The sequence below is a fragment of the Streptomyces sp. NBC_01515 genome, from assembly GCF_045040345.1.
GTDB lineage: Bacteria > Actinomycetota > Actinomycetes > Streptomycetales > Streptomycetaceae > Streptomyces.
The window spans coordinates 8,801,875-8,815,241 of sequence record NZ_CP109416.1 but is presented as its reverse complement, the minus strand read 5'-3'; the positions used below and the strand labels follow the sequence as shown (position 1 = coordinate 8,815,241).

Genomic DNA, 13,367 nt, shown 5'->3' with positions numbered 1-13,367 from the left:
CGTCAGCCAAAAATCGACGCACCCACCCCAAACCCTTTAGGCTGGCCGCGCAGCTGGTTCGCCCCGTCAGCCAGACGGACGCGTCGCAAGAGGGAACCCGGTGAGATTCCGGGACTGCCCCGCAGCGGTAAGCGGGAACGACCGCCGTCATACGCACTGGGCCCCACAACAGGACCTGGGAAGCGACGGCCAGTAGGTGACCTCCGGTCCAAACGGAGGCCGTGCCCGCAAGTCCGAAGACCTGCCACCTGCCCGCACGCGAAGCATTCGCGCGCGGAATCCCGGTGACCTCGTGGGCGGGTCGGCGTACACACGGGCGGTCACCATCCCCCGGTCTACGAACCTTCGCGCTCACGTCCCGACACCGGGATCCAGGGAGATATCTCGCGAAGGAGATTTCCGTGACACCGAAGTCCGCAGCCGCGGCAGCACGGGCCACCGTCTACGGCTACCCCCGCCAGGGCAAGGGCCGAGAACTCAAGAAGGCCATCGAGGGCTACTGGAAGGGCCGCGTCGACGCCGACGCCCTCCGGGCCACCGCAGCCGAACTGCGCCGCACGAACTGGCAGCAACTGGCCGAGGCCGGCATCCACGAGGTCCCGACCGGCGACTTCTCGTACTACGACCACGTCCTCGACACCACCGTCATGGTCGGCGCCATCCCCGAACGCCACCGCGCCGCCGTCGAACTCGACGCGCTGGACGGCTACTTCGCGATGGCGCGCGGCACGCAGGACGTGGCGCCGCTGGAGATGACGAAGTGGTTCGACACCAACTACCACTACCTCGTGCCCGAGTTGGGCCCGGACACCGTCTTCACCACCGACTCCACCAAGCAGGTGGCGGAGTTGAAGGAGGCTCTCGCCCTGGGCCTGACCGCCCGCCCGGTGCTCGTCGGCCCGGTCACCTACCTCCTGCTCGCCAAGCCCGCGCCCGGGGTGGCCACGGACTTCGATCCGCTGACCCTCCTGGACCGGCTGCTGCCCGTGTACGCCGAGGTCCTCGCCGACCTGCGCGCGGCGGGCGCGGAATGGGTGCAGCTCGACGAACCCGCCCTGGTCCAGGACCGCACCCCGGCCGAACTCAGCGCCACCACCCGCGCGTACCGCGACCTCGGCGCCCTCACGGACCGGCCGAAGCTGCTGATCGCCTCGTACTTCGACCGGCTCGGCGACGCGCTGCCGGTCCTCGCGAAGGCGCCCGTGGAGGGCCTCGCGCTCGACTTCACCGAGGCCGCCGCCGCCAACCTGGACGACCTCGCCTCCGTAGGCGGACTGCCCGGCAAGCGGCTGATCGCGGGCGTGGTCAACGGCCGTAACGTCTGGGTCAACGACCTCACCAAGTCCCTTGCCACACTGGGCACGTTGCTCGGTCTGGCCGACCGGGTCGACGTGGCCGCCTCCTGCTCGCTGCTCCATGTGCCGCTCGACGCGACCGCCGAGCGGGACATCGAGCCGCAGATCCTGCGCTGGCTCGCGTTCGCACGGCAGAAGACGGCCGAGATCGTCACGCTCGCCAAGGGATTGACCCAGGGCACCGACACGATCACCGCCGAACTCGCCGCCAACCGCGCCGACTTGGCCTCCCGAGCCGGTTCGGCGCTCACCAGCGACCCGGCCGTACGGGCGCGGGCCGCCGCGGTCACGGATGCCGACGGCCGCCGCTCCCAGCCGTACGACGAGCGGACTTCGGCGCAGCGTGCGCATCTCGGGCTGCCGCCGCTGCCGACGACCACGATCGGCTCGTTCCCGCAGACCGCCGAACTGCGCACCGCGCGGGCCGACTTGAGGGCGCGGCGGATCGACACGGCCGGTTACGAGGAGCGGATCAGGGCGGAGATCGGCGAGGTCATCTCCTTCCAGGAGAAGACCGGCCTGGACGTCCTCGTGCACGGCGAGCCCGAACGCAACGACATGGTCCAGTACTTCGCCGAGCAGCTGACGGGGTACCTCGCCACGCAGCACGGCTGGGTCCAGTCCTACGGCACCCGTTATGTCCGCCCGCCGATCCTGGCCGGCGACATCTCCCGCCCCGAACCGATGACGGTGCGCTGGACGACGTACGCCCAGTCCCTCACCGCACGCCCGGTCAAGGGCATGCTCACCGGACCGGTCACCATGCTCGCCTGGTCCTTCGTCCGCGACGACCAGCCGCTCGGCGACACCGCCCGGCAGGTCGCCCTAGCCCTGCGCGACGAGGTCAACGACCTTGAGGCGGCCGGGACGTCGGTCATCCAGGTCGACGAACCCGCTCTGCGCGAGACCCTCCCGCTGCGCGCGGCGGACCGGGAGGCGTATCTCGCCTGGGCCACGGAGGCGTTCCGGCTGACCACCGCCGGGGTCCGGCCGGAGACGCAGGTCCACACGCACATGTGCTACGCCGAGTTCGGCGACATCGTGCAGGCCATCGACGACCTCGACGCGGACGTCATCAGCCTGGAGGCGGCCCGTTCGCACATGCAGGTCGCCCGGGAGCTGGCCGAGCACGGTTACCCGCGCGAGGCGGGACCGGGTGTCTACGACATCCACTCTCCGCGCGTGCCGAGTACGGCCGAGGCAGCGGCCTTGCTGCGCAAGGGACTTGAGGCCATCCCGGCGGAGCGGTTGTGGGTCAACCCGGACTGCGGCCTGAAGACCCGCGGCTGGCCCGAGACCCGCGCGTCGCTGGAGAACCTGGTGGCCGCGGCCCGCACGGTCCGTGAGGAGCTGGCCGGGTCCTGACCCGATGGCGGTGGGGGCGGCCGGGAGGGCACCCTCCCGGCCGCCCCCACCCCGAGGTGCACGCGAGACGATGTCCACCCCTGCCCGGAGAACTGGAGCGACCACGTGACCAGCCGCATCACCCTGATCTCGCCAGCGATGAACCGGTCCCTGCGGGAGACCCGGTTCGACGACGGCAGCCCGCTCGACCCGAGCGGTACGGCCCGCGCCGAGTCCGCCGCGGGTTCGCTCCGCTCGGCCGACCGGGTGCTGGTCTCGCCCAGCGTGCGGTGCCGGGAGACGGCGTCCGCGCTGGGCCTCTCGGGCGTGGCGGAGGCGGAGTTGGCGGGGTTGGACATGGGGCGTTGGCGGGGGCTGACCCTCGACGAGGTGATGGCGCGGGAGCCGGACGCGGTGATGGCCTGGCTGACGGATCCGGATGCGGTGCCTCACGGCGGGGAGTCGGTGCGGGTGCTCTGCGAGCGGGCGGGGCGGTGGCTGGAGGCGGCGGCCGGGTTCGAGGGCAGGACCCTCGCGGTGGTCGAGCAGGAGTTCGTGCGGGCCGTTGCGGTCACGGTTCTCGACGCGCCCGGGCCGGCGTTCTGGCGGCTCGACGTACCACCGCTCACCGCGACGGACCTCAGTGGACGGTCCGGGCGGTGGAATCTGCGGCTCGGGCGGGAACTCGGAGACGAGTGAGTCACCGAGCCGGGTGCGGGGCGTAGGGGGAACGGTGGATTGCCGTGGGCCGTTTTGCGACCGGAACTTCCGGGCAGAGCGGCCCAGTTGGTCAGAACACGACCGTCCAGCCCTCCCGTGCGGCCTGGTCGGCGGTGTACGAGACGCCGTGGACCTTGAGGCCGTTCGCGTCGAGGAGGGTGATCTCGCCGCCCTGGTTGCCGAGTTGGACGCCGTCGGTGAGCGGGACGAGCAGGGTGGCGCCCGGGGCGAGGGGGCCGGGCGGTACCGCGCAGGAGTGGCCGAGCCGGTCCCGGACGCGCCAGCCCGTCGGATCGAGGGGATCGGGCGAGGCGTTGAGGAGCGTGACGCTCTCCAACTCGGGCGCCGGGCCGCGCGGGTTGACCAGGGCCGCCACGACGCGGACGGGCCGGCTGCCGGGGTCGGGGCGCGAGCCGTCGGTGCCCTCCAGGGTGTGGCCGGTGGTGTCGTCGGTGTGCCAGGACTGGCTCTGGAAGGCGAGGAAGATGCCGACCCAGCGGGACTGTGCCGGGAAGTGGATGAGGAGGCCGCCGTCCTGCCAGACCCCGTCGTCGCCGCTGAAACGGCGGCTGTTGCCCTGGTTCATGTGGATGTCGTGGACGCCGTTGCCCGGCAGGAAGCCGAACACCTTGTCCTTGACGGTCGGTTCGGGGCCGAAGCGCTCGCCGAAGACGTACAGCCGGGCGTCCGGGTCGTCCACCGCGCGCCGTACGTAGTGGTCGAGGAGGTCGGCGAGGTCGTTGTCGGGACCGCTCGCGTCCGGCGGGAGTGTGCGCAGCTGCGCCGGGTCGAAGAGGTTGCCGCGCACGAAGTCGAGGTTCGGGCCGCCGGGTCCGGGCAGCAGGGTGTTCCAGCCGCTCGGGAGGCCCTCCAGGCGGGCGGTGACCGGGTGTTGGAAGTCCTCGCTGACGAGGTAGAGCAGCTCGGAGGGCTGTTCCGCGGACAGGACGTTCACGGCGGCCCGGAAATGTGTGCCCGAGTCGTCCGTGAGATGGATCTGGTAGTGCGGTGTACCGGCGGCGCCCTCGCGCCTCGTGTCCACCGCGCGCGTGATCAGTACGCCGTAGGCCTTCAGTGGCATGACGACCAACTCCCCCTGCGGGCAGGCGGGATGCCCACCCATGGGACAGAGCCTAGGGGGGAGGCGCCCGCTCCGGCCGGGACGCGGGAAAACTCGGGGCGGCCGTCCGGTGTACGTCTGCGTACCTGTGAACCGCTAGGCCATGGGTGTGAGCCGCCGATGAAAGTACCGCCGATCAAGAAGCGTTCTCTACGATCCATACATGGTCAACTTCCGTCTCGAACGCACGGCCCCGCTTCCCCTTGAGGAGGCGTGGCGCCGGTTGACGGAGTGGCCACGCCACGCCGACGTCGTCCCGCTGACCAGGGTCACCGTGGTCACCCCTCCGCCGACCGGTGAGGGCACGGTCTTCGTGGCCCGCTCCGGGCTCGGCCCGCTCGGCTTCGACGACCGCATGGAGGTCACCGTGTGGCGCCCGCCGACGGAGGACGAGCCGGGTCTGGTCCGCCTGGAGAAGCGGGGGCGGTTCGTCACCGGCTGGGCGGAGATCGAGGTCCGGCCCGGGCCGGGCGGCCGTAGCCGCGTGGTGTGGGAGGAGGAGCTGGCGGTGCGCTTCCTGCCGCGGCTCTTCGACCGGCCGCTGCGGTGGGCCGCGCGGTCGATGTTCGGGCGGGCGGTGAACGGGCTGTTGAGACGGGCGTAGCGCGGTCGGTCCTTACGAAGTCAGTCCTTCAAGTCCTTCAAGTCCTTGAGTCCTTGCGGAGTCAGTCCTTGCGGCCGGTCACCGCGACCGTCACGCCCAGGCCGATCATCGTGAGCCCGCCGACCCCGCCCACCGCGGACAGTCGGCGGGGCGAGCGGGCGAACCAGTCCCTGGCCGTGGACGCGACCAGCCCCCACACGCTGTCCGAGGCCACGGCGATGAGGTTGAAGACGAGGCCGAGGAGCAGCATCTGCCCTGTCACATGGCCCTGTTCGCGGTCCACGAACTGGGGCAGTACGGCGGCGAAGAACACGATCGTCTTGGGGTTGGCCACCCCGACGGCGAACCCCTCCCACAGCGTGCGCAGGCCGCTGTGCGGAGCCGTCTCCTCACCGGCGAACGCGGCTCGCAGCGAACCGCGTTGGCGCCACGCCTTCACCCCGAGGTACACCAGGTAGGCGGCGCCGGCGAGCTTCAGTGCCGTGAAGACGAGCACCGAGCGTTCCACCAGCGAACCGACGCCGAGCGCGACCGCCACGACGAGCAGATAGGCGCCGAGCGTGTTGCCGACGACGGTGGTCAGCGCGGCCCGGCGGCCGTGGGCCAGCGCCCGCCCGATCACGAACAGCACGCTGGGGCCGGGGACGATGATCAGCAGGAAGGACAGGGCCGCGAAGGCGAGCAGTCGGTCGGTGGACACCATGGGGCCATGGAAGGCGGGACCGCCCGGGCTCGCAACCCATTTCCCGCTCGCCCGGCGTCGAGGCGACGTCGATGCCCGCAGGCCGCCGCGCACGCTCTAGGGTGATGGACCTGAACGCCCTTTGCGGGCACGGGAATCAGGAAAGGTGACCGGCGAATGTCGCTTCGCCCCGGGGATACGGAGTCCATTGGCGGCTACGCGCTGGTCGACCGGCTGGGCAGCGGCGGGATGGGCGTCGTGTATCTCGCACGGTCCGCCTCGGGACGACAGGTCGCCGTCAAGGTCGTCCACGCGCAGTACGCGCAGGACGAGGAGTTCCGGGCCCGGTTCCGGCAGGAGATCGCGGCCGTCCGCCGGGTGAGCGGAGCGTTCACCGCTCCCGTCGTGGACGCCGATCCGGACGCCGAGGTCCCCTGGATGGCCACGCTCTACGTACCCGGCCGAACCCTGGCCGAAGTCATCGAGAAAGACGGCCCGTTGGACGGGCAGGCCCTGCGCGCCCTGGCGTTGGGGCTGGTCGAGGCGCTGCGGGACATCCACCAGGCCGGTGTGGTGCACCGGGACCTGAAACCCAGCAACGTCCTGCTCGCCGAGGACGGCCCGCGCGTCATCGACTTCGGCATCTCCCGCGCCGCCGACAACCAAGTCCTCACCGTGACCGGCCGGTTGATCGGAACTCCGCCCTTCATGTCCCCGGAACAGTTCGCCGCGCCCCGGGACGTCACCGCCGCCTCCGACGTCTTCTCGCTCGGCTCGCTGCTGGTGTACGCGGCCACCGGCAACCGGCCCTTCGACGGCGCCAGCCCGTACCTGACGGGCTATCAAGTCCTGCACGAGCAGCCCAGGTTGGACGGAGTGCCGGAGCCGCTGCGGACCATTGCCGAACGCTGCCTCGACAAGGACGCGGCGAACCGTCCCCAACTGGCCGAGCTGCACGGGATGTTCCTGACCCTGTCCGAGTCCACCACGGTCATGGACCTTCCCGGAACGGCACGGCCCCGCCCGGGCACCACCACGACCGTCCCGGACGACGGACACCGCCCACGCCGGGGACGGCGACTCGCCATCGCCCTCGCCACCGCGCTCGCCGTCACCGGACTCGGCCTGACGACCCTGCACCAGGTGTCGGAGCACGACACGGGCTCGGGCACACCCACCGCGTCCACACCCTCCGTGCCCCCGGCCACCGTGGCTCTGCCCGTCGGCTGGAAGTCCTGGCGGACAAGCCTGCTCACCTCCCAGACCGGGGATCCCCTCGACTACACCCAGTCCGGCTGCCGGACGAGCGGCAGCACCACCGTGTACTGCGCCGGTACGGGCGCCACGGTCACCGCGCTGGACACCGCCTCGGGCCGGGTCCGCTGGCGGTCGGGCACCAGCCCCGAGACCGCGCTCCCCATCGGCGTCCGGGACGGGCGCGTCTACACCTACGTCAAGCCCGACTCGGACGACACCTTCATCACCCGGCGCCTGGTCGCCCTGGACGCGAAGACCGGCACCCGGCTGTGGATCCATCCGATCAGGGACGACACGGACCCCGTCCTGTTCGACGGCGGGATCCTGGCGATGGACGTGGACGCGACGAAGTTCGTGGCCTACGACGCGTCGGGCCGTCGGCTGTGGAGCGCACCCATCTGGTCGAACCTCGGGAACTCCTGCACTCCGACGGCGCTGGGCGGCGCCCCGTACGCCCTCTGCACGGTCGAGGACGATCCCTCCCAGGGCGATTTCGTCCTGGTACACCTCGATCCCGCCACCGGCGCGCAGCGGAAGCTCGCCGAACTCCCCACGGGGGCTTGGCCGTTGGGCGTCGACAACGGCCGGGTGCTGTTCCTGGCGCCGAAGCTGGCGCCGGAGGTCTTCGGCAGCGGCCCGGACCAGCTGTACACCGCCCTGGACCGGGTGAACCCGAGCACCGGCGCGATCCAGCGGATCGCCCTGCCGGCGGGTACCCGCGGCACGGCCACTCTGGTCAAGGACGTGATCTACCTCGTCCGGCCGAACGGCACGGTCACCGCCGTCCGCGCGGCCGACGGCAGGCGGCTCTGGCAGCGGGAGACGGACACCGAGAACCTGTCGACGCCGGTGTACTCGGCGAAGTTCAACAGGCTCTACTTCTCGAACCAGTTCGGCCGTCTGCTGGCCCTGGACCGGAGCACCGGCGCCGTCGAGTGGAGTACGTCCGCACTGGCGAACGCCGGTGACTCGACGGACGACACCACGCCGTACGTCCTGCTCGTCAAGGACGCGCTCGTGGCCGTGGCGGGCGACACGGCCTTCTCCGTACGACCGCCCGCGACGCGCTGAGCCGCTCCGTTCAGGCCACCGACCCGATCCGTCGGGCGGGCAGCGAGGTCGCGTCGTGGTGGATCGGGGTGTGCGCGCCGGTGAGTGAAATGCCGCTGCCGCCAAGCCGGTTGGCGACGATCTCCGCGGCGATCGACAGGGCCGTCTCCTCGGGCGTACGCGCGCCGAGGTCGAGCCCGATCGGGGACCTCAGCCGCGCCAACTCCATTTCGGTGACGCCGACTTCGCGCAGCCGCTCGTTGCGGTCGAGGTGGGTGCGCCGGGACCCCATCGCGCCGACGTACGCCACCGGGAGGCGCAGGGCGAGCTGGAGCAGGGGTACGTCGAACTTGGCGTCGTGGGTGAGGACGCACAGGACGGTACGCGCGTCGACGTCCGTGCGGTCGAGGTACTTGTGGGGCCACTCGACGACGATCTCGTCGGCGTCGGGGAAGCGGGTCCGGGTGGCGAAGACGGGGCGGGCGTCGCACACCGTCACCCGGTAGCCGAGGAACTTGCCGATGCGGACGAGTGCGGAGGCGAAGTCGATCGCGCCGAACACGATCATCCGGGGCGGCGGGACCGAGGACTCGACCAGGACGGTGAGCGGGGCCCCGCAGCGGGAGCCCTGCTCGCCGATCTCGACCGTGCCGGTGCGTCCCGCGTCCAGGTAGGCGCCGGCCTCGGCGGCGACCGTACGGTCCAGTTCGGGGTGGGCGCCGAACCCGCCGTCGTAGGAACCGTCGGGGTGGACGACAAGCGCGCGGCCCCGCAGGTGAGTTGGGCCCGAGACGATCCGGGCCAGGGCCGCCGCCCCGCCGCGCGTCGCGGTCGAGAGGGCGGCGGTGATCACCGGGCGGGCGGGGTCGCCGACCCGTACCGGTGTGACGAGGATGTCGATGACTCCGCCGCAGGTCAGGCCGACGGCGAAGGCGTCCTCGTCGCTGTAGCCGAAGCGCTCCAGGACGGTTTCGCCGTCCGCCAGCGCCTGTTGGCACAGGTCGTAGACCGCGCCTTCCACACAGCCCCCGGAGACCGAGCCGATCGCCGTGCCGTCGGTGTCCACCGCGAGGGCGGCGCCGGGCTGGCGGGGTGCGCTGCCGCCGACGGCCACCACGGTGGCGACGGCGAAGTCGCGGCCCTGCTCGACCCACCGGTGCAGCTCTTCGGCGATGTCCAGCATCTCTCGGTCTCCTAACGGGGTGGTGGGGAAAGGCTTTCCAAGATCTGTCAGTGCACGCCCAGCCAGCTCTCGACCGGGTTGAGGGCGAAGTACACGAGGAAGATGACCGTCAGCCCCCACATGAAGGCGCCGATCTCCCGCGCCTTGCCCTGGGCGGCCTTGATGGCGACGTAGGAGATGACTCCCGCCGAGACACCCGCGGTGATGCTGTACGTGAACGGCATCACAACCACCGTCAGGAACACGGGGATTGCGGTGGCCCGGTCGGCCCAGTCCACGTGGCGGGCGTTCATCAGCATCATCGAGCCGATGACGACCAGGGCGGCGGACGCGACCTCCTGCGGGACGATCGCGGTGACCGGGGTGAAGAAGAGACAGGCTGCGAAGAACAGGCCGGTGACGACGGAGGCGAGGCCCGTTCGGGCACCCTCGCCGACCCCCGTCGCCGACTCGATGAAGACGGTCTGGCCGGAGCCGCCCGCCACGCCGCCGATCGCGCCGCCGGCGCCGTCGATGAACAGCGCCTTCGACAGACCCGGCATCCGGCCCTTGGCGTCGGCGAGTTCGGCCTCCGTGCCGACACCGATGATGGTGGCCATCGCGTCGAAGAAGCCGGCCAGCACGAGCGTGAACACGATCATGCCGACCGTCATCGCGCCGACCTTGCCCCACCCCCCGAACTCCACATGGCCGAAGAGCGAGAAGTCCGGCATCGAGACCGCGCTGCCGTGCAGTTCGGGGGCCGCGCCACTGGCCCACTGCTTGGGGGCGATGACCCCGGCGGCGTTCAGGATCGAGGCGACGACCGTGCCGGTGATGATGCCGATGAGGATGGCGCCGGGCATGTTGCGGGCCTGGAGCATGAAGATGAGGAGCAGGGTGCCGGCGAACAACAGGACGGGCCAGCCCACGAGTTCACCCGCCGGGCCGAGGGTGAGCGGGGTCGCCTTGCCCTGGTGCACGAAGCCGGATTTGTAGAAGCCGATGAGCGCGATGAACAGGCCGATGCCCATCGTGATGCCGTGTTTCAGCGCGAGCGGGATCGCGTTCATGATCATCTCGCGCAGGCCGGTGACGACGAGCAGCATGATCACCACGCCGTACATCACGCACATGCCCATCGCCTGCGGCCAGGTCATCTGCGGGGCGACCTGCGAGGAGAGCACACCGGAGACGGAGAGGCCGGCGGCGAGCGCGAGGGGCACCTTGCCGACGAAGCCCATCAGGAGGGTGGTGAAGGCCGCCGCGAACGCGGTCGCGGTGATCAGCCCTTTCTGGCCGAGCGTGTCTCCCGCGACGTCCTTGCCGGACAGGATCAGGGGGTTGAGCAGCAGGATGTACGCCATCGCCATGAAGGTGGTGACTCCGCCGCGCACCTCACGCGCGACGGTCGATCCCCGCCGGGATATGTGGAAGTACCGGTCGAGCCAGGACCGGCCGGCCGGGACGCGGGTTCCTTCGCCCGCGTCTTCGGCTGTGGCCCTGGGCTCAAGGGACTGCTGGGTCATGGTGCCGTCTCCCAAGGTTCAAAGGTGCACCCGCGAACGCCTTTACGATCAGCGGGATTTGGGATGTACACGACCCGGGGGACGGCCCGAGACGAACAAGATTTACTGAGCCCGGGCACCTCGATTCGCAGGTGCCCGGCGTCGGGGTGCCGTTGTTACGCGGTTCCTGTCAGGTGCTCCGGGCGTACCGGTGTCCTGTTCAGTTCCAGCCCGGTCGCGTTCCGAATGGCCGCCAGGACGGCCGGAGTCGACGACAGGGTGGGGGCCTCGCCGATGCCGCGCAGCCCGTACGGGGCGTGCTCGTCGGCGAGTTCGAGCACATCGACCGGAATGGTCGGGGTGTCGAGGATCGTGGGGATGAGGTAGTCCGTGAAGGAGGGGTTCCTGACCTTCGCGGTCTTGGGGTCGACGATGATCTCCTCCATGACCGCTACGCCGAGACCCTGGGTCGTACCGCCCTGGATCTGGCCGATGACGGACAGCGGGTTGAGCGCCTTGCCGACGTCCTGCGCGCAGGCCAGTTCGATGACCTTGACCAGGCCGAGTTCGGTGTCGACCTCGACGACGGCGCGGTGCGCGGCGAAGGTGTACTGGACGTGCCCGAAGCCCTGTCCGGTGCGGAGGTCGAAGGGCTCGGTCGCCCGGTGCCGCCACTCGGCCTCGATCTCGACGGTCTCGCCTTCGAGGACGTCGGCCAGATCGGCGAGGACCTCACCGGCGTCGGTGACCACCTTGCCGCCCTCCAGGAGGAGTTCGGCGGTGGCCCAGGCCGGGTGGTAGGTGCCGAGCTTGCGGCGGCCCATCTCCAGGACCTTCTCGCGGACCAGCTCGCAGGAGTTCTTCACGGCGCCGCCGGTGACGTACGTCTGCCGGGACGCGGAGGTCGAACCGGCGCTGCCCACCTGCGTGTCCGCCGGGTGGATCGTCACCTGCGTGACGCCCAGCTCGGTGCGGGCGATCTGCGCGTGGACGGTGACTCCGCCCTGGCCGACCTCCGCCATCGCGGTGTGCACGACGGCGACGGGCTCACCACCCACAACTTCCAGGCGGACCTTGGCCGTTGAGTAGTCGTCGAACCCCTCGGAGAAGCCGACGTTCTTGATGCCCACCGCGTAGCCGACGCCCCGTACGACACCTTCGCCGTGCGTGGTGTTGGACAGGCCGCCGGGCAACTGCCGTACGTCGGCGGCCTCTCCGGCCGCGAGCCACTGCTGCTCGGGCGGCATGGGCATCGCCTTGACGCGGCGCAGGAGTTCGGCGACCGGCGCCGGGGAGTCGACCGGCTGCCCGGTCGGCATGATCGTGCCCTGCTCCATCGCGTTGAGCTGACGGAACGCGACCCGGTCCATGCCCACCTTGTCGGCCAGCCTGTCCATCTGGGCCTCGTAGGCGAAGCACGCCTGGACCGCGCCGAAGCCGCGCATCGCGCCGCAGGGCGGGTTGTTGGTGTAGAGGGCGATGGCCTCGATGTCGACGTCGTCGATGACGTACGGTCCGGCGCCGAGCGAGGAAGCGTTTCCTACGACCGCCGGGGAGGCCGACGCGTAGGCGCCGCCGTCCAGGACGATCCGGGCCTTGAGGTGGGTGAGCTTGCCGTCCTTCGTCGCGCCGTGCTCGTAGTAGAGCTTGGCGGGGTGGCGGTGGACGTGACCGAAAAAGGACTCGAAGCGGTTGTAGACGATCTTCACGGGTTTGCCGGTGCGCAGGGCGAGCAGGCAGGCGTGGATCTGCATCGACAGGTCCTCGCGCCCGCCGAACGCGCCGCCGACACCGGACAGCGTCATGCGGACCTTGTCCTCGGGCAGGCCGAGCACGGGCGCGATCTGCTTGAGGTCCGAGTGCAGCCACTGGGTGGCGATGTAGAGGTCGACGCCGCCGTCCTCGGAGGGGACCGCGAGTCCGGACTCCGGGCCGAGGAACGCCTGGTCCTGCATGCCGAAGGTGTACTCGCCCTCGACGATGAAGTCGGCGCGCTCCCGGGCTGCCGCGACGTCGCCGCGCACGATCGGCTGGCGGTGGACGATGTTCGGGTGCGGGACGTGGCCGATGTGGTGGTCGTCGCGGCCCTCGTGGATGAGGATCGCGTCTGGCGCGGTCGCGGACAACTCGTCGGTGATGACCGGGAGTTCGCGGTACTCGACCTTGATCTTCGCGGCGGCGCGGCGGGCGGTCTCCGGGTGGTCGGCGGCGACGATCGCGACCGGCTCGCCGTGATGGCGGACCTTGCCGTGCGCGAGGACCGGGGTGTCCTGGATCTCCAGGCCGTAGTTCTTCACGTCGGTCGGCAGGTCGTCGTAGGTCATGACGGCGTAGACGCCGGGGGTCTTGAGCGCCTCGACGGTGTCGATGGAGACGATCTCGGCGTGCGCGGTCGTGGAGCGCAGGATCTGGCCCCAGAGCATGTCCTCGTGCCACATGTCGGAGGAGTACGCGAACTCGCCGGTGACCTTGAGGGTGCCGTCCGGGCGGAGTGTGGACTCGCCGATGCCGCCCCTGGTCTTGGAGCGCTGGGTGAGGTTCGTGGGGGTGCCGGTGGTGCCCATC

9 protein-coding genes and 1 riboswitch are annotated in these 13,367 nt (G+C 70.7%); of the genes, 4 read left to right on the top strand and 5 right to left on the bottom strand.

What is annotated here, in order from left to right:
* Nucleotides 1–37 precede the first annotated feature (37 nt).
* Nucleotides 38–264: riboswitch (cobalamin riboswitch) on the top strand.
* A gap of 137 nt (nt 265–401) precedes the next feature.
* Nucleotides 402–2,720, top strand: a complete 2,319-nt coding sequence (metE, locus tag OG407_RS39405) for a 5-methyltetrahydropteroyltriglutamate--homocysteine S-methyltransferase (RefSeq protein ID WP_405864765.1) — start codon at nt 402–404, stop codon at nt 2,718–2,720.
* Between the two features lie 105 nt (nt 2,721–2,825).
* Nucleotides 2,826–3,398: a histidine phosphatase family protein gene (locus OG407_RS39400; RefSeq protein WP_405864763.1), complete on the top strand. Its 573-nt coding sequence runs from the start codon at nt 2,826–2,828 to the stop codon at nt 3,396–3,398.
* Nucleotides 3,399–3,489: 91 nt separating this feature from the next.
* Here OG407_RS39400 and OG407_RS39395 read toward each other — a convergent pair whose 3' ends face one another.
* On the bottom strand, nt 3,490–4,500 hold the full coding sequence (locus tag OG407_RS39395) for a DUF2278 family protein (RefSeq protein WP_405868834.1): 1,011 nt from the start codon (nt 4,498–4,500) through the stop codon (nt 3,490–3,492).
* Between the two features lie 202 nt (nt 4,501–4,702).
* Here OG407_RS39395 and OG407_RS39390 point away from each other — a divergent pair, with 202 nt between their 5' ends.
* Entirely contained in the window at nt 4,703–5,143 is a 441-nt protein-coding gene (locus tag OG407_RS39390; protein ID WP_405864761.1) for an SRPBCC family protein, read from the top strand.
* Nucleotides 5,144–5,204: 61 nt separating this feature from the next.
* Here the strand turns inward: OG407_RS39390 and OG407_RS39385 are convergent, their stop codons facing one another.
* Nucleotides 5,205–5,846, bottom strand: a complete 642-nt coding sequence (locus OG407_RS39385; RefSeq protein ID WP_405864759.1) for a LysE family translocator — start codon at nt 5,844–5,846, stop codon at nt 5,205–5,207.
* A 156-nt stretch (nt 5,847–6,002) separates the two neighbouring features.
* Between OG407_RS39385 and OG407_RS39380 the strand changes: the two genes are divergently transcribed.
* The gene (locus OG407_RS39380) at nt 6,003–8,153 is read left to right on the top strand and encodes a protein kinase domain-containing protein (protein ID WP_405864757.1); all 2,151 of its coding nucleotides are present in this window, start codon (nt 6,003–6,005) and stop codon (nt 8,151–8,153) included.
* Nucleotides 8,154–8,163: 10 nt separating this feature from the next.
* Here OG407_RS39380 and OG407_RS39375 read toward each other — a convergent pair whose 3' ends face one another.
* The 3 genes from OG407_RS39375 to OG407_RS39365 all read right to left on the bottom strand — a co-directional run bounded on the left by OG407_RS39375 (nt 8,164) and on the right by OG407_RS39365 (nt 13,366).
* Nucleotides 8,164–9,315 (bottom strand): XdhC family protein, encoded by a 1,152-nt coding sequence (locus tag OG407_RS39375; protein ID WP_405864755.1) that lies wholly within the window; start codon nt 9,313–9,315, stop codon nt 8,164–8,166.
* A gap of 47 nt (nt 9,316–9,362) precedes the next feature.
* Nucleotides 9,363–10,823 (bottom strand): NCS2 family permease, encoded by a 1,461-nt coding sequence (locus OG407_RS39370; protein ID WP_405864753.1) that lies wholly within the window; start codon nt 10,821–10,823, stop codon nt 9,363–9,365.
* A 155-nt stretch (nt 10,824–10,978) separates the two neighbouring features.
* Nucleotides 10,979–13,366, bottom strand: a complete 2,388-nt coding sequence (locus tag OG407_RS39365) for a xanthine dehydrogenase family protein molybdopterin-binding subunit (protein ID WP_405864751.1) — start codon at nt 13,364–13,366, stop codon at nt 10,979–10,981.
* Nucleotide 13,367: the final 1 nt, after the last annotated feature.

Coding starts and splice junctions, on each gene's coding strand:
- OG407_RS39380 (WP_405864757.1), top strand. CDS start 6,003: ATGTCGCTTCGCCCCGGGGATACGGAGTCCATTGGCGGCTACGCGCTG.
- OG407_RS39390 (WP_405864761.1), top strand. CDS start 4,703: ATGGTCAACTTCCGTCTCGAACGCACGGCCCCGCTTCCCCTTGAGGAG.
- OG407_RS39395 (WP_405868834.1), bottom strand. CDS start 4,500: ATGCCACTGAAGGCCTACGGCGTACTGATCACGCGCGCGGTGGACACG.
- OG407_RS39385 (WP_405864759.1), bottom strand. CDS start 5,846: ATGGTGTCCACCGACCGACTGCTCGCCTTCGCGGCCCTGTCCTTCCTG.
- OG407_RS39365 (WP_405864751.1), bottom strand. CDS start 13,366: ATGGGCACCACCGGCACCCCCACGAACCTCACCCAGCGCTCCAAGACC.
- OG407_RS39370 (WP_405864753.1), bottom strand. CDS start 10,823: ATGACCCAGCAGTCCCTTGAGCCCAGGGCCACAGCCGAAGACGCGGGC.
- OG407_RS39375 (WP_405864755.1), bottom strand. CDS start 9,315: ATGCTGGACATCGCCGAAGAGCTGCACCGGTGGGTCGAGCAGGGCCGC.